The 15989-nt window shown below is 70.9% G+C and carries 16 protein-coding genes; 11 read left to right on the top strand and 5 right to left on the bottom strand.

Annotated features, from left to right (window positions below; translation table 11 throughout):
* Positions 1-74 precede the first annotated feature (74 nt).
* Both HS048_RS04020 and HS048_RS04015 read right to left on the bottom strand, forming a co-directional pair.
* The gene (locus HS048_RS04020) at positions 75-1154 is read right to left on the bottom strand and encodes an inositol-3-phosphate synthase (RefSeq protein ID WP_189238765.1); all 1080 of its coding nucleotides are present in this window, start codon (positions 1152-1154) and stop codon (positions 75-77) included.
* Positions 1155-1182: 28 nt separating this feature from the next.
* Positions 1183-1878, bottom strand: coding sequence for a PadR family transcriptional regulator (locus HS048_RS04015; RefSeq protein ID WP_196466179.1), 696 nt, complete (start codon positions 1876-1878; stop codon positions 1183-1185).
* 827 nt (positions 1879-2705) lie between these two features.
* Here HS048_RS04015 and HS048_RS04010 point away from each other — a divergent pair.
* From HS048_RS04010 to HS048_RS04000, 3 genes are read left to right on the top strand one after another with little or no spacing between them, the layout of a single operon-like run.
* Positions 2706-5252 (top strand): transglycosylase domain-containing protein, encoded by a 2547-nt coding sequence (locus tag HS048_RS04010; protein WP_196466178.1) that lies wholly within the window; start codon positions 2706-2708, stop codon positions 5250-5252.
* Positions 5252-6577: a glycosyltransferase family 87 protein gene (locus HS048_RS04005; protein WP_068900341.1), complete on the top strand. Its 1326-nt coding sequence runs from the start codon at positions 5252-5254 to the stop codon at positions 6575-6577. The genes HS048_RS04010 and HS048_RS04005 overlap by 1 nt, the downstream gene beginning before the upstream one ends.
* A gap of 47 nt (positions 6578-6624) precedes the next feature.
* Positions 6625-7875: a mannosyltransferase family protein gene (locus HS048_RS04000; RefSeq protein ID WP_307832359.1), complete on the top strand. Its 1251-nt coding sequence runs from the start codon at positions 6625-6627 to the stop codon at positions 7873-7875.
* Between the two features lie 78 nt (positions 7876-7953).
* On the opposite strand, the gene HS048_RS03995 is transcribed toward HS048_RS04000, so the two are convergent.
* Positions 7954-8712 carry a deoxyribonuclease IV gene (locus tag HS048_RS03995; RefSeq protein WP_068900342.1) on the bottom strand — a complete coding sequence of 253 codons (759 nt, stop codon included), beginning with the start codon at positions 8710-8712 and terminating at the stop codon, positions 7954-7956.
* Positions 8713-8846: 134 nt separating this feature from the next.
* Between HS048_RS03995 and HS048_RS03990 the strand changes: the two genes are divergently transcribed.
* The gene (locus HS048_RS03990; RefSeq protein WP_068900344.1) at positions 8847-9035 is read left to right on the top strand and encodes a hypothetical protein; all 189 of its coding nucleotides are present in this window, start codon (positions 8847-8849) and stop codon (positions 9033-9035) included.
* Positions 9036-9213: 178 nt separating this feature from the next.
* Here HS048_RS03990 and HS048_RS03985 read toward each other — a convergent pair whose 3' ends face one another.
* Positions 9214-9534, bottom strand: coding sequence for a hypothetical protein (locus tag HS048_RS03985; RefSeq protein ID WP_068900346.1), 321 nt, complete (start codon positions 9532-9534; stop codon positions 9214-9216).
* 226 nt (positions 9535-9760) lie between these two features.
* On the opposite strand from HS048_RS03985, the gene rpsF reads away from it, so the two are divergent.
* The 7 genes from rpsF (at position 9761) to HS048_RS03950 (ending at position 14206) form a co-directional block, all read left to right on the top strand.
* The gene (gene rpsF / locus HS048_RS03980; protein WP_068900348.1) at positions 9761-10051 is read left to right on the top strand and encodes a 30S ribosomal protein S6; all 291 of its coding nucleotides are present in this window, start codon (positions 9761-9763) and stop codon (positions 10049-10051) included.
* 78 nt (positions 10052-10129) lie between these two features.
* Positions 10130-10705 carry a single-stranded DNA-binding protein gene (locus HS048_RS03975; RefSeq protein WP_068900350.1) on the top strand — a complete coding sequence of 192 codons (576 nt, stop codon included), beginning with the start codon at positions 10130-10132 and terminating at the stop codon, positions 10703-10705.
* 110 nt (positions 10706-10815) lie between these two features.
* Positions 10816-11052: a 30S ribosomal protein S18 gene (gene rpsR / locus HS048_RS03970; protein WP_012895699.1), complete on the top strand. Its 237-nt coding sequence runs from the start codon at positions 10816-10818 to the stop codon at positions 11050-11052.
* Between the two features lie 14 nt (positions 11053-11066).
* A complete protein-coding gene (rplI, locus tag HS048_RS03965; RefSeq protein ID WP_191894459.1) occupies positions 11067-11513 on the top strand; it encodes a 50S ribosomal protein L9 in 447 nt (148 codons plus the stop codon).
* 143 nt (positions 11514-11656) lie between these two features.
* Entirely contained in the window at positions 11657-12535 is an 879-nt protein-coding gene (locus HS048_RS03960) for an ABC transporter substrate-binding protein (protein ID WP_068900353.1), read from the top strand.
* A gap of 85 nt (positions 12536-12620) precedes the next feature.
* Positions 12621-13466 (top strand): amino acid ABC transporter permease, encoded by an 846-nt coding sequence (locus tag HS048_RS03955; protein WP_068900355.1) that lies wholly within the window; start codon positions 12621-12623, stop codon positions 13464-13466.
* The gene (locus HS048_RS03950; protein WP_068900357.1) at positions 13463-14206 is read left to right on the top strand and encodes an amino acid ABC transporter ATP-binding protein; all 744 of its coding nucleotides are present in this window, start codon (positions 13463-13465) and stop codon (positions 14204-14206) included. Before HS048_RS03955 ends, HS048_RS03950 begins: the two co-directional genes overlap by 4 nt.
* Before the next feature lie 155 nt (positions 14207-14361).
* On the opposite strand, the gene HS048_RS03945 is transcribed toward HS048_RS03950, so the two are convergent.
* Positions 14362-15891, bottom strand: coding sequence for an APC family permease (locus HS048_RS03945; protein WP_068900359.1), 1530 nt, complete (start codon positions 15889-15891; stop codon positions 14362-14364).
* Positions 15892-15989: the final 98 nt, after the last annotated feature.

The raw sequence follows: 15989 nt of genomic DNA, 5'->3' as shown, positions 1-15989 counted from the left end.
GTAGTTCACCTGCAACCGGCCTGGAGAAGAGCCCTCCGCCCCAGGAGGGGCGGAGGGCTCTCAGGGCGAGGAGGTCAGCGCTCGACCTCGCCGCGGATGAACTTCTCGACGTACTCGTGGGCCTCCTCGTCGGAGTACTGCTCCGGCGGGGACTTCATGAAGTAGGAGGAGGCGGAGAGGATCGGGCCGGCGATGCCCCGGTCGAGGGCGATCTTGGCGGCGCGGACGGCGTCGATGATGACGCCGGCGGAGTTGGGGGAGTCCCACACCTCCAGCTTGTACTCCAGGTTCAGCGGGGTGTCGCCGAAGGAGCGGCCCTCCAGGCGGACGTAGGCCCACTTGCGGTCGTCCAGCCACGGCACGTGGTCCGACGGGCCGATGTGCACGTCGGCCTTGGCCATCTCGTGCGGGATCTGCGAGGTGACCGACTGGGTCTTGGAGATCTTCTTGGACTGCAGGCGCTTGCGCTCCAGCATGTTCATGAAGTCCATGTTGCCGCCGAAGTTCAGCTGGTAGGTGCGGAGCAGCTCCACCCCGCGGTCCTCGAACAGCTTGGCCATGACCCGGTGCGTGATGGTCGCGCCGACCTGGGACTTGATGTCGTCGCCGACGATCGGCACGCCCGCGTCGGTGAACTTCTGCGCCCACTCGGGGTCGGAGGCGATGAACACCGGCAGCGCGTTGACGAAGGCGACCTTGGCGTCGATGGCGCACTGGGCGTAGAAGCGGTCCGCCTCCTCCGAGCCCACCGGCAGGTAGGAGACCAGCACGTCCACGCGGGCGTCCTTGAGCGCCTGCACGACGTCGACCGGGGCGTCGTCGGACTCCTCGACCATCTCGCGGTAGTACTCGCCGAGGCCGTCGAAGGTGTGGCCGCGCTGCACGGTCACGCCGGTCGGCGGCACGTCGCAGATCTTGATGGTGTTGTTCTCCGAGGCCACGATCGCCTCGGACAGGTCGCGGCCGACCTTCTTGGCGTCGACGTCGAACGCGGCGACGAACTCGACGTCGCCGACGTGGTAGTCGCCGAACTTCACGTGCATCAGGCCCGGCACCCGGGTGCCCGGGTCGGCATCCCTGTAGTAGTGCACGCCCTGCACGAGCGACGCGGCACAGTTGCCCACACCGACAATGGCTACGCGCACCGAACCCATGGCACTCGCTCCCCTTAGTCCTTTTTGATCAGTTGTCCTCCGGAGCGGCGAGCCGCTCCGGACCATCGGTTCCGGGCGAGGGCGCCCGGGACGTCTCTTCGTGCGCCGGTCGCGGTTCCCCGCCCGCGGCGGAGCTCCGGTCCCCGGCGTCCGGCGCCGCGCTCGCCGCGGATCCCCGCCGCTCGGTCTCGATCAGCTCGTTGAGCCACCGCACCTCGCGCTCGACCGACTCCAGGCCGTGGCGCTGGAGCTCCAGGGTGTAGCTGTCCAGCCGCTCGCGCGTGCGGGCCAGGGCCGTGCGCACGGCGTCGAGCCTCTCCTCCAGGCGGCTGCGGCGTCCCTCGAGGATGCGCAGGCGCACCTCGGCCTCGGTGTGCCGGAAGAAGGCGAAGTGGATGCCGAAGCTCTCGTCCTCCCAGGCGGACGGGCCGGCCTGGGTGAGGAGCTCCTGCAGCCGCTCCTTGCCCTCGGCGGTCAGCCGGTAGACGATCTTCGACCGGCGGCCGGTGAGAGGGACGGCGCTCTCGGCGGCGGGCTCCTCCTCGATGATGAGCCCGTCCGTCAGCAGCTGGCGCAGGCACGGGTAGAGCGAGCCGTAGGAGAAGGCGCGGAACATGCCGAGCAGGGCGTTGAGCCGTTTGCGCAGTTCGTAGCCGTGCAGCGGGGTCTCGTGCAGCGACCCGAGCACGGCGAGCTCCAGCACGCCGCCTCGTGAACCGGCCACTGGAACCACCACCTCTCGCGCCGATGTATCGAGCCGATACATCAGGAGGATACGTCGACGCGACATACTCGGCAACGGGCGACTTTCCCAAGGGGTTGGGAGCAAACGCAAAAAAGCCGTAGTCTGGCCGTTATGTGGTCACAGCGAGCGGTGGTGGGCTCAGGCCCGCGCGCGCTCCGGACCGCCGATGGGCACGGGGAATTTCACGTCTGCGCAGGAGAGGCCCGTCGCGGTTGCTCCCGGAGCCGCCCGGAGGGCGTATTCGTCCCCGGGAACGGAGATCCCCCCGAAGAGGTCGGCTACTAGTGAGCCAAGGTGCTGAGATGCCCCCTGCCTAAGAGGTAATCTCACCCGCGCCTGCACGCCGTCGTAGACCCCGATGACCGAACGAGGACGCGTTGAGTTACAGCAGCAGCCATGACCCGGAGCCGAGCGGGCCTCAACAGCGCCCGGACGGATCGGCTCGTCAGGGGCGGCGCCGTCGCTCGAACCCGGGAGCCGCCGCTCCCCGTACCGTCCCCCCGGGCCCGCCGTCCCAAACCGGCGACCCGAACCGGGGTCTGCCCCCGTCGCAGCCGTACGCGCCGCAGGGGAGGCCGCAGGGACAGCCGCAGGGACAGGGCCCCGACCCGAGGTACGGCGCGCCCGCGCAGGGCCGCGGAGCCGATCCCCGGTACGGCACGGCTCCGCAGGGCCGCGGCCCGGACTCCCGTCCCCCGGCGGGCCCCGACCCGAGGCAGGGCCCTGTCATGGGCGGCCCGGGTGGCCCGGGTGGGCCGGCGGGACCCGCCGGACCGGGTCCGGGCCGGGCGGGCGGTCCGGGCGGCGTGCGCCGGCAGGACACCGATCCGCGGGGCCGCCGACCCGAGGCGGCCTTCGAGGACACCCAGTCCATGATGGCGGCGCAGGCCGCCGGGGCCGGAGGCGGCCGCCCGCCGGGTGACGGCGGCGGGCGGGGCAGGCGGGGCCGGGGCGGACGCGGCGGTTCAGGTGGACCGGGCGGTCCGGACGGTCCGGGCGGTCCGGGCGGACCCGAGGATCCCACGGCGGAGGACGAGCCGGGCCGCAGGGGCTGGAAGCGCTTCATCCCGAGCTGGAAGATCGTGCTCGCGGGCTTCACGATCCTCACCGCGGGCGTCTTCGGCATGATCGCCGTGGCCTACGCCAACACCCCCATCCCCGAGCTGCCCAAGGACGACGTGAACGACCGGGGCAGCGTCATCTACTACCGGGACGGCAAGACCAAGCTCGCCACGATCGGTGTCAAGCGCGTCCCGGTGGAGTACAAGCAGATCCCCCGGCACGTCCAGGACGCGGTGATCGCCGTGGAGAACCGCAGCTTCCGCGAGGACAGCGGCATCGACTTCACCGGTATGGCCCGGGCGGTCTGGAGCACCGTCAGCGGCACCCAGATCCAGGGCGCGTCGACCATCACCCAGCAGTACGTCCGCGGTTACTACGAGGGCATCAGCAAGGACATCTCCCCCAAGCGGAAGATCACCGAGATCTTCGTCGCGGTCAAGGTCAACAAGCAGTTGTCCAAGGAGGAGATCCTCACCCGGTACCTCAACACCATCTACTTCGGCCGCGGCGCCAACGGCATCGAGGCGGCCGCGAAGGCGTTCTTCGGCAAGCACGTCTGGGAGCTGAGCGTGCCCGAGGCGGCCTACCTCGCGGGCCGCATCCAGAACCCGAGCCGGTTCGACACCCTGGAGCAGAGCGGCAACTTCGCCGCGACCAAGGAGCGCTACGAGTACGCACTCAGCGGTATGAACCTGATGAACCCGGGGGCGTACGGCAAGTACGCCAAGGCGCCGTTCGAGAAGCTGAAGTTCGAGGAGGTCAAGCACTCCGAGGTCAACAAGGGCCTCAAGGGCTACATGCTCGACATCGTGCGCCGCGAGCTCAAGGCGCGCGGCTTCGACGAGGAGCGGCTGGAGACCGGCGGACTCCGGATCGTCACGACCTTCGACAAGGACATGATGATCGACGCCAAGAAGACGGTGAACGCCAGGACGAAGGGTCTCGACTCCACCATCCACGCCTCGGTGGCCTCGGTGGATCCCAGGAACGGCCGGGTGCTCGCCTTCTACAGCGGTGACGACTACACCCAGGACTTCAACAACCGCGCGTTCGACTCCCTCAAGCAGGCCGCCTCGGCGTTCAAGCCGTACGTGCTCGCCGCCTGGCTGGAGGCGGGTTACTCGCTGGACAGCTACGTCGACGGCAAGAGCACCATCGAGATGCCCGGGACCAAGCCGATCAGCAACTCGGGCAAGCAGAACTTCGGCCCGATCAACATGGTCAAGGCCATGGCCAGCTCGGTGAACACGGTCTTCGTGCAGATGGGCGAGAAGGTCACCCTGCCGAAGGTGGCCGAGGTCGCCAAGGCGGCCGGCGTCGGCGAGCGGGCGAAGACGCACCCCTCCTACGGCGGGAAGAACTCGGTCGACTGGGCGGTGGACAACCACAAGTACGCCGTGACCATCGGCAGCGCCGCGGTCACCGCGGTCGAGCAGGCCGCCGGTTACTCGATCTTCGCCAACGAGGGCAAGCACGTGAAGTGGCACACCGTCAAGGAGGTGAAGGGCCCGGACGGGACCCTGCTGGCGGCGGAGCAGAAGCGGCCCGAGCAGGTGATCAGCCCGGAGTCGGCGGCCGACGCGACCTTCGCCATGCAGGCCGTGGTCAAGGGCGGCACCGGTACCGCCGCGAACCTGGGCGTGCGGCCGGTGGCCGGCAAGACCGGCACCAACAACGAGTACAAGGACGCCTGGTTCGTCGGCTTCACCCCGCAGCTCGTCACCGCGGTCGGCATGTCCAAGGACGTGCCCTACGACAGGCCGCGCGGCGAGCCGGGGCGCAAGCGGATCAAGGTCAACAAGTTCGGCCAGGTCGCCGACCCCGCGAAGTACGACGGCAAGACGATCTACTGGGACGAGGAGCCGATGCCCTCCTTCATCGGCGGCGGCGGCACCCCCACCCAGATCTGGCACGACTACATGGCCGCCGTGACCGCCAAGGACGAGGTCAAGCAGTTCCCGCCGAAGGCCGGGGCCGGTGACGTGAACAACCTGGCCACCCCGAAGCCCTCGCCCACCCCGACGCCCACCATGGACGGCGACGGCGACGGCTGGCCGGGCGACGGCATGCCGGAGACGCCCGACGGGATGCGGTGCGCGCCGGGTGACTGGGCGTGCGAGACCGGGGCCGACGGCGGCCCCCCGGACATCGGCGACGGCGGCGTCGGCGACGGCGGCATCGGTGACGGCGGTGACGGCGGTGGTGACGGCGGCTTCAACACGAACGTCGGCGGCACCCCGCCGGCGGTCACGCCCAAGCCGACGCCGTCACCGAGCGGTCGGCGGTCCTGATGGGCGTCCGGACGACCGAGGACCCGCTGCCGGAGTCGCTGACGAACTTCGGCGTTCGGGCGGTGCCGTACCTGCCCCTGGCCCTGTTCGCGGGGCTGGGGGCGGTCCTGGCCTACGTGTGGAAGTGGCCGTGCCGCTTCGGCGGGGCCTGGAACCACGGCACGCTCCAGTTCACGAACTTCTGCTACACCGACATCTATCCGCTGTGGTGGAACGAGAAGCTCAACGAGGGCATGGTCCCCTACGTCGACTTCCCGGTGGAGTACCCCGTGGGCATCGGGGCCATCATGGAGTTCTTCCGCCGGATCATCCCCGGCGACGCGAACACCACGGCGGCCGGGACGGTGTTCTACGACCTGACCGTGATCCTGATGGCGATCTGCCTGGTCGTCGGCGTGCTGCTGATGGCCGCGCTGGCCGGTCCGTCTCGCCGCTGGGACGCGCTCTGGTACGCCCTGGCGCCCGCCCTGATCCTCACCGCGTACATCAACTGGGACCTGGCGGCCAACGCCCTCGCGCTCGGCGCGCTGCTCGCCTGGGCCAAGCGGCGGCAGTGGCTCGCGGGCGTCCTGCTGGGCCTGGCCATCGCCACGAAGTTCTACCCGCTGATGTTCCTCGGCCCGCTCTTCCTGCTGGCCTGGCGGACGGGCCGGTGGAAGCCGTTCCTGCAGACGGCCGCCGGTACGGCGGGCGCCTGGCTGGCCGTCAACGTCCCGGTGATGGTCTTCGCGTTCGACGGCTGGAAGCGGTTCTACGTCTTCAGCGAGGAGCGGCCGGCCGACTGGGGCTCGCTCTGGTACTTCTTCAACCAGAAGCAGTGGCCGATCGTCGGCGACGCCGACCGGCTCGACACTCTGGGCGTGCTGTCGCTCGTCGCGTTCTGCGCGGCCATCGCGGTGCTGACGCTGACCGCCCGGGAACGGCCCCGGCTGATGCAGCTCTGCTTCCTCACCCTGGCCGCCTTCATGCTCACCAACAAGGTCTGGTCGCCGCAGTACGTCCTGTGGCTGATCCCCTTCGCGGTGCTGGCCCGTCCGAACTGGAAGCCGATCGCGCTCTGGATGGCCGCCGAGTGCTGGTACTTCTTCGCGATCTGGCTGTACCTCGTCGGGATCCAGGAGGGCAACGAGCACCTGGGCATCGCCGGTGACACCTACTTCACCGCCGTCTGGGGACGCGCGATCACCATCCTGATCATGATGGCCTTCGTGGTGCGGGACGTCCTCCGGCCGGACGGGGACGCGGTCCGGCGGGACGGGAGCGACGACGTCTCGGGCGGCGTCTTCGACGGCGCCCCCGACCGGTTCCGGGTCGCCCTCACCTGACGCAGCAGCGCACAGCGCCGACACCGCGAAGGAGGCCGGGGAGACCCGTGGACGAGACCGACGAGACCGATGAGGTCGCCCGGACCGGCGGGACCGGCGGTGCCGTGAAGGGGGCCGCCGGGTCCGGGGACCAGGCCGCCGGGACCGGCGGTGCCGTGCGGGCCGCCGGGGACGAGGCCGCCCGGCGGCCCGCACGGACCCCGCGGGCCGTCGGAGCGGAGGCGCTGACGCTCTGGGTCGCCTCCCGCCTGGGGATCGTCGTCCTCGCCGCCGCGTCCGCCCAGGCCCTGCTGGCAGAAGGAGGGACCGTTGCGCCGTTCCCGGAGCGCTGGAAGCACTGGGACGCCGGCCTGCTCGCCGTCGTCGCCGAGCACGGTTACGGCGGCGACCCGTCGCGCGAGCCGGACGAGGGGCTGCCCGCCTTCTTCCCGGGCATGCCGCTGGCGCTGCGCGCGGTGAGCCTGATCACGGGCGACTGGTGGCTCGCCGGGCTGCTGATCTCCTTCGTGGCCGGGGCCGTCGCGGTGGTCGCGCTGGCCCGGCTCGCCGAGTTCGAGGGGCCGCCCGGCGCGGGGTGGCGGGCGGTGCTGGCGCTGCTGCTCTGGCCGATGTCGGTGTTCCTGTTCGCGGGCTACAGCGAGTCGCTGTTCCTGGCCTTCGCGATCCCCGCCTGGCTGGCCGCCCGGCGGGGCCGCTGGCCGCTGGCCGTACTGCTCGCCGCCGGGGCGTCCTGCGTGCGCATCACCGGCCTGTTCCTGGCGCTCGCCCTGATCGTCGAGTTCGCCGTGCAGCGCCGGCCGCTGCGGGAGGCGCCCTGGCTGGCGGTGCCGTTCCTGCCACTGGCCGCCTACTCCGCCTACCAGTACGGGCGCACCGGCGACTGGATGGCGTGGAAGACCGCCCAGGAGGCCGGATGGGGCCGGACGATGGTCTGGCCCTGGGAGTCGCTGTCGGCGACGTGGGACTCGGCCATGGGCGAGGGGCAGTTCGCCTGGGCGTTCCGGATGGAGCTCGCCGGGGCGGCCGTCGGGGTCGCGCTCGTGGCGGTCCTGCTCCTGCTGCGCCGGTGGAGCGAGTTCGTCTACGTGGGGCTGCAGGTGGGGGCGCTGATCTGCTCCGCCTACTATCTGTCGATCCCGCGTTCGGCGCTGCTGTGGTGGCCGCTCTTCCTGCTCGTCGCCCGGGCCTCCACCGGCTCGCGCCGGCGGACGGGGGTCATCGCCGGCTACGCGCTGGTGCTGGGTCCGCTGGCGGTCTTCCACACGATGAGCTTCATGGAGGGCGCCTGGGTGGGGTGACCACCCTTACCCCTTTCCCGGGGAAAGTAATCCAGGGAAGTTATCCACAGGCTGGGGACAACTCCCCGCGGATGCGGATCAGAGGTTCTCCCTGAGGAAGGCGATGTCCTCGGCCTGGCCGGCGGCCGGGGTCTCCAGCACGATCGGCGCGTCCGCCCGCCGGCACACGTCGAGGATGAGCCCGGGGTCGATGGTGCCCGCGCCGAGGTTCGCGTGCCGGTCGGCGCCGGAGCCGAAGGCGTCGCGCGAGTCGTTGCAGTGGACCAGGTCGATCCGGCCGGTGATCGCCATGATCCGGTCGACCACCTCGGACAGTTCCTCGCCCGCCGCGTGCGCGTGGCAGGTGTCCAGGCAGAAGCCGACGTCGAAACCGTCCAGCGCGTCCCACAGCCGGGCGATCCGCTCCAGCTTCCGGGCCATCGCGTTGCCGCCGCCCGCGGTGTTCTCGATGAGCACCGGCACGGGGCGCTCCTCCATGCGCTCGAACACCTTGCGCCAGTTCTCGAAGCCCTTGGCCGGGTCGTCGCCCGCCCCCACGTGCCCGCCGTGCACGACCAGGCCCTTGGCACCCAGCTCGGCCGCGGCGGCCAGGTGCGCGGCCAGCAGCTTGCGGCTGGGGATGCGGACCCGGTTGTTGGCGGTGGCCACGTTGATCACGTAGGGCGCGTGGACGTAGACGTCCACGTCGGAACCGGCGATCTCGCGGGTCCGCTCACCGACGACCGGGCCCTTCCAGCCCTGCGGGTCGCCGAGGAAGAACTGCGCGACCTCGGCGCCGCGCGCCCTGGCGCAGGCGAGGGGGTCGTCCGAGTCGACGTGGGCTCCGATGCGAGGCATGCGCCGAGCCTAGCCGTTCCTCACCGCCGGGCCAGGGCTGCGGAACCGGCCGTTTCGCCGGGCCCTCCGGGGGAAGCCGCGAGGGTGCTTCCCCCGCCGCCCTCCCCCCGGCGGCCCGGCCCGAGGAGTCGAGAATGTCCCCCTACCGCTACCGCCGCGGCATCAGCCTCGTCGGCCTCATCTACATCCTGATCGGCCTCTACGTCGCCTGGGTCCACGAGTACATCACCCCGGCACTGCTGAGGGACATCGCCGAGGCGCTGCTGGCGGTCCTGCTCTGGTTCCTCGTCCTGCTCGGCGTGGACCTGCACCTGGGCGGGTAGCCGCCCGGCCGGCCGCCGCACGGCGCCGCGGCCGGGACCGTCCGGGGGCGTCGCCCCGGGCGCCGTACGGCGCCGCGGCCCGGCCCCGTGCCGGTCGTCGCACCGGCCGCGTACGGCGGGGCGGTCCCGTGCCGGCCGCCGCGCCGTACGCGTACGACGCGGCGGCCCCCGCGCGGCGTCACGGGATGAAACCGCCGTGGTAGATGCCCAGGGCCACCCCCACGAACGAGGCCACGATGCCGACGATGTTGAGCGCCCGCTCCGGCGTCGTGGCCGAGACGTACTGCGAGTAGAAGCCTCCCCAGAAGCCGATCAGGCCCAGCCAGGACGCGGCCACGTGCGCGGCGGTGAAGATCCCGCACACGAAGGCCAGCAGTCCGACCGCGAACGTGGCGAGGCTCAGGCCGTTCTCCAGCGGATGGGGCTCGCCGTCGCCGCCGAGCGGGAGCCTGGCGAACCTCGGTGCCCGTCTGCGGGTGGGACGAGTCGCTTGCGACATGAATAAATCACCCCTTTCCCCCTGGTACGGGGGTTCCCGGGGAACGTCCGCCCAACCCTTGACAGGCTGGTAGGCTGGCTCGGCTGCGTTGTATGGGGGCGTGTGCTGTGAGCCGCCCCTCCCCGTGCCGGACGCCGAAATGGGTGCCCGGGACGAAGACGTCAGCGTCCTCCTGTCACGGCACGGTGTCGTGACCGCAAGAGTCCAGAGGAGGTTGGAAGTCAGCATGCGTCGTTACGAGATGATGGTCATCCTCGACCCTTCGCTCGATGAGCGCACGGTGGCCCCTTCCCTCGACCAGTTCCTCACGGTGGTCCGCAACGACGGCGGCACCGTGGAGAAGGTCGACGTGTGGGGCCGTCGTCGGCTGTCCTACGACATCGCCAAGAAGCCCGAGGGCATCTACGCCGTCATCGACATGACCGCGGAGCCCGCCACGGTCAAGGAGCTCGACCGGCAGATGAACCTCAACGAGGGCATCCTCCGCACCAAGGTTCTCCGCCCGGACGTGCACTGACCCCGGCTTTTTTGTCGGGCGGCAGCCGTACTCTGAGCCGATAACCAGCCGAGGCCGCAGGAAGGGCAGACGCTAGCCATGGCAGCAGGCGACACTCAGATCACCATCGTCGGCAACCTCGTCGACGACCCGGAGCTGCGCTTCACCCCCGCGGGGCAAGCGGTGGCCCGGTTCCGCATCGCGTCCACTCCGAGGTTCCTGGACAAGCAGACCAACGAGTGGAAAGACGGCGAAGGTCTCTTTCTGACCTGCAACATCTGGCGGCAGGCGGCGGAGAACGTCGCCGAGAGCCTCCAGCGCGGCATGCGGGTCATCGTCCAGGGGCGGCTGCGCCAGAGGACCTACGAGACCAAGGAAGGCGAGAAGCGCACGGTCTACGAGGTCGAGGTCGACGAGGTCGGCCCGTCTCTGCGCAACGCCACCGCGAAGGTCAACAAGACCGCCCGTCAGGGCGGTGGCGGCGGCTTCGGCGGCGGCCCGGCCGGTGACCCGTGGGCCTCCGCCGCACCCGCCCCCCAGCAGGGCGGCGGTTACGGCGGCGGAAACAACTACGGGGGCGGCGGCCCGCAGGGCGGCGGCGGCTTCGGCGGCGGCCCCCAGCAGGGTGGCGGCGGCTTCGGCGGCGGCGACTTCAGCGACGAACCGCCTTTCTAAAGGGGACGGTCCGCGGCGGCCCTCCCTGCCGCCGCGATCGCGCCCACCCAGTCCCAGTATCCGCAGCGACCATTCCCGCCTGACGGCGGGGCTCTGAAAGGAGCACCACGATGGCCAAGCCGGCACTGCGCAAGCCGAAGAAGAAGGTTTGCCTGTTCTGCCACGACAAGATCTCCTACGTCGACTACAAGGACACGGCGCTGCTTCGGAAGTTCATCTCCGACCGCGGCAAGATCCGTGCCCGCCGGGTGACGGGCAACTGCACCCAGCACCAGCGTGACGTGGCGACCGCTATCAAGAACGCTCGTGAGATGGCGCTCCTGCCGTACATGAGCACCGCGCGCTAAGGAGGTCCGGACCAATGAAGCTCATTCTCACCAGTGAGGTCACCGGCCTCGGTGCCCCCGGCGACATCGTCGAGGTCAAGAACGGCTACGGCCGTAACTACCTGCTCCCCCGCGGCTTCGCGATCCTGTGGACGCGCGGCGGCGAGAAGCAGATCACCTCGATCAAGAAGGCGCGTGACGCCCGCGAGATCCGTGACCTGGGCACCGCCCAGGAGGTCGCGGGCCGGCTCAAGTCCCTGAAGGTGACCCTGAAGACCAAGGCCGGCGAGTCCGGCCGCCTCTTCGGCTCCGTCACCACGGGCGACATCGCCGAGGCCGTCAAGGCCGCCGGCGGCCCCGAGCTGGACCGCCGCCGCATCGAGATCCCCTCGGGGATCAAGAGCCTCGGCTCCCACCGGGTCAACGTCAAGCTGCACCCGGAGGTCTCCGCGGCCCTCGACATCGAGGTCGTCGCGGCCTGACCGCAGGCGTGAACGAGGGCCTCTCCCCGGTCTTCCGGGGAGGGGCCCTCTTCTCGTGTGCCGGGTGCGGGGGAGGCCGTTTCTCCCCTGGTCGGCGGCCGTACGTAGAATTCGGAGGTCATCGCTCTCCCCGGAGGTTTGTCATGGTCCGTCCCTCTACGCTGCTCGCGCTCGGTGCCCTCGCGGCGACCGCGGTGGCCTGCGCGCCGGTCTCGGACACGGCGGGCCAGGCGAGCACCTCCGCTCCCGCCGGCTCCCCGGCCGCGGACGCCTGCGCCAAGGACGCGCTCGCGCTGAAGACGCCGGGCAAGCTGACCGTCGGCACCGACAAGCCCGCCTACGAGCCCTGGTTCAAGAACGACGACCCGTCGAACGGCGAGGGCTTCGAGAGTGCCGTGGCCTACGCGATCGCCGGAAAGCTCGGCTTCGCCCCCGGCGAGGTCGTCTGGGAGACGGTGCCGTTCGACGCCGCGTTCGCGCCCGGCGCCAAGAAGTTCGACTTCGACGTCAACCAGGTCTCCATCACCCCCGACCGGGCCAAGGTCGTCGACTTCAGCAAGGGCTACTACACCGTCAAGCAGGCCGTCGTCGCGGTCGAGGGCTCGAAGTTCGCCTCCGCGAAGGATCTGGCGTCGCTGAAGGAGGCCCGGATCGGAGTGCAGGTCGGCACCACCAGCCTTCAGGCGGTCAAGGACGTCATCCGGCCCGCCACCGACCCCAAGGTCTACAGCCAGCAGGTCGACGCGGTGAACGCGCTGAAGAACAAGCAGGTGGACGCGATCGTGGTGGACCTGCCGACGGCGTTCTACGTCACCGCCGCTCAGGTGGAGGACTCCGCGATCGTCGGCCAGTTCGACGCCGCCGGCGGCGCCCCCGAGCAGTTCGGCCTGGTCTTCGAGAAGGGCAGCGCGCTGGTCTCCTGCGTCGACGAGGCCATCGGGGAGCTCTCGTCCTCCGGCGAACTGGAGAAGATCGAGAGCACCTGGCTCGGCTCGGCCGCGGGCGCCCCGGAGCTGAAGTGACCCGTCGAAGGGCCTGCGGGCCCGCCCGGACCGTCCTCACCGCCCGGGTCCGGTGCGGTGTTCCCGTCCCGGTCCGGCTCGGCGCATGAGCGAGCGCACCTGGGTCAAGAGCGAGCGGCAGGTCCAGCGGGAGAGGGTCCGCCGGAACCGGGCGGTCCGGTCGGGCACGGTCGCCACGGTCTCCACGATCGCCTTCCTCGGCGTGCTGGCGGCGGTGGTCACCGGCTCGCCGGGCTGGCCGCGGGTCCGGGAGACCTTCTTCGACGCCGAGGCCTTCGCCAGGGCGTGGCCGGACGTGCTCGCCGGGTTCTGGACGAACGTCCAGATCTTCCTGATCGCCGAGCCGATCATCCTGGTCCTCGGCCTGCTCGTCGCCCTGGCGCGGAACCTGCGGGCTCCGGCCTTCTTCCCGCTCCGCGCCCTGGCGGTGGCCTACACCGACGTGTTCCGCGGAGTGCCGACCATCCTGGTGATCCTGCTGGTCGGGTTCGGCATCCCGGCGCTCGGGCTGCAGGGCGCGCCCACGGACGAGATCACCCTCGGGGTCGTCGCCCTCACCCTCTCCTACGGCGCGTACGTCGCCGAGGTGTTCCGGGCGGGCATCGACTCGGTCCATCCGAGCCAGCGGGCCGCCGCGCGGTCCCTGGGGTTGAGTCACGGCCAGACGATGCGCCACGTGGTGCTGCCGCAGGCCTGGCGCCGGGTCGTCCCGCCGCTGCTCAACGACTTCGTCTCGCTGCAGAAGGACACCGCCCTGGTCTCGACGATCGGTGTGGTCGAGGCGCTGCGCCAGGCGCAGATCTACGCCGCGAGCACGTTCAACTACACCCCCACCCTGGTGGCGGCGCTGCTGTTCATCGCGCTCACCATCCCCATGGCCCGCCTCACCGACCACCTGGCGGCCCGTTCGCAGAGGCGGCGCGGAGCATGAGTCTGCTGACCATCGAGGGCGTCTGGAAGAACTACCACGGTCACAGCGTGCTGCGCGGGATCGACCTGTCCGTCGAGGCGCACGAGGTGGTCTGCCTGATCGGCGCCTCGGGCTCGGGCAAGTCCACGCTGCTGCGCTGCGTGAACCTGCTGGAGACCGTCGACGACGGCGTGATCCGCCTCGACGGCGCCGACATCACCGACGTCAGGACCGACGCCGACGAGGTGCGCAAGAGCGTGGGCATCGTGTTCCAGGCCTTCAACCTGTTCCCGCACATGACCGTGCTGGACAACATCACGCTGGCCCCCCGCCGGGTGCACGGGGTCAGCCGGGCCCGGGCCGAGGAGGAGGCCCGGGACCTGCTGGCCAGGTTCGGCCTGGCGGACAAGGCGGGCGCCTATCCCGACCGGCTCTCCGGCGGCCAGCAGCAGCGGGTGGCCGTCATCCGGGCGCTGGCCACCCGGCCCCGCCTGATGCTGCTCGACGAGGTCACCTCGGCGCTGGACCCGGCGCTGGTCGCGGAGGTCCTGGAGATCATCAGAGAGCTCAAGGCGGGCGGGATGACGATGATCCTGACCACCCACGAGATGGGCTTCTGCCGGGAGATCGCGGACACCGTCTGCTTCCTCGACGACGGGGTGCTGCTGGAGCGCGGCACCCCCGAGCAGATCTTCACCGATCCCCGGGAACCCCGGACCCGGGAGTTCCTGCGGACGGTGCTCGACGCCCGCCGCCTGTGAGTTCCCGCCGCCTGTGAGCTCCTCCCGGCGGACCGGACCGGCCGGGCTCCTGCGCCGCGGGAGCCGGCCCGGCGCGGTCGGCGGAGGCGCCGCCCGCGGGAGCCGGCCCGGCGCGGTCGGCGGAGGCGCCGCCCGCGGGAGCCGGCCCGGCGCGGTCAGCGGCGGTGCCGCCCGCGGGACTCGAAGGCGGGGTCGGCGGGCGGCCGGCCCCCGGCCAGCACGCTGTTGCGCCTGCCGTACAGCAGGTAGACCAGCACGCCGAAGGCCATCCAGGCGGCGAAGTACAGCCAGGTGACGACCTGGAGGTTCACCATCAGCCAGAGGCTCGCGAGGATCGACGCGACGGGCACGTACGGCGAGAGCGGGGTGCGGAAGCCCCGGGGCAGATCGGGCATCGTCCGGCGCATCCGCATCACGCCGGCCGCCGCCGCGACGAACACGCACAGGGTGCCGATCACGACCAGTGGCTCCAGCGTGAGCACCGGCACGAACTCGGCGAGCAGGATCGCCACCCCGCCGATGACCAGGGTGGCCCTGGTCGGGCTGTGGTAGGCGCGGTTGATCTTGGCGAGCGGCCGGGGGAACAGCCCGTCGCGGGCCATGGAGAAGATCACCCGGGTCAGGCCCACCAGCAGCACCAGGACGACCGTGGTGAGGCCGAGCACCGCGCCGATGTTGATGACGTGGACCATGAAGCCGTTGCCCGTACGGCGGAAGGCGCTGGCGAGCGGGGCACCCGGGTCGATCCTGTCATAGGAGGTCATGCCGACCATGACCACCGCGACCGCGATGTAGATCACCGTGGTCGCCACCAGGCTGCGGATGATGCCCCGGGGGATGGACCGGGGGGCGTCCTCGGCCTCCTCGGCGGCCGTGGCCACGACGTCGAAGCCGATGTAGGCGAAGGTGATGGTGGCCGAGGCGGCGAAGATGCCGAACCAGCCGAACGCGGTCGTCTGGCCGAAGACCATGCCGAGGAGCGGGGAGTGCAGGGTGTCCGCGGCCGTCTCGACCGGCGCGGACGGCACCGGGATGGCGGCCAGGTTGCGCTGGTCGAAGTGGGCCGCGCCGACCACGATCACCGCTCCGACGGCCAGCAGCTTGGCGATCACGATGATCCACAGGGCGCGCAGGCCGATCCGGGCGCCGAGCGCCACCACCCCGGTCAGCAGCACCAGGATGAAGAGGGTGAACAGGTCGAATCCCTCGGCCTGGCCGATGACCCCGGAGAGCGGCCCGGGGATGGGAACGCCGAGGTCGGCCAGCATCTGGGCGGCGTAGAGCGACCAGACGCGGGCCACCACCGCCGCGGCCAGGAGCAGTTCCATCACCAGGGCCCAGCCGACGATCCAGGCCCAGACCTCGCCGAAGATGACGTAGGTGAAGGTGTAGGCGCTGCCGGAGGCCGGCATGGCGGACGACAGCTCCGCGATGCAGAAGGCCACGAGCAGGCTCGTGATACCGGCGATCATGAAGGAGAGGACCACGCCCGGTCCGGCCATGGTGGCCGCCTGGCGGCCGGCGAGGCTGAAGATGCCCGAACCGATCATGACACCGATGCCGAGCACGATGAGGTCGGCCTGCCCGTAGGTCTTGGCCAGGCCGTGGCGTGCGCCGGTCCAGCGGTCCACGGCTTCGCTCGGCGGGAGGCGGCGGGTGATCGACGGGGAGCGGTCCTCGGGCACGGGGCGACCAATCAGTTCGGAGCAACGTCCTTGTTGCCGGACTTGTTCACAGTGCCGCAGGGGGTCATCCGGTACAAGAGGCGGGCGATCACGTGGTG

It is taken from the genome of Planomonospora sp. ID91781, assembly GCF_015711595.1.
Classification (GTDB): domain Bacteria; phylum Actinomycetota; class Actinomycetes; order Streptosporangiales; family Streptosporangiaceae; genus Planomonospora; species Planomonospora parontospora.
The sequence above is the reverse complement of the archived record's forward strand: the minus strand, read 5'-3'. Positions and strand labels throughout refer to the sequence as shown.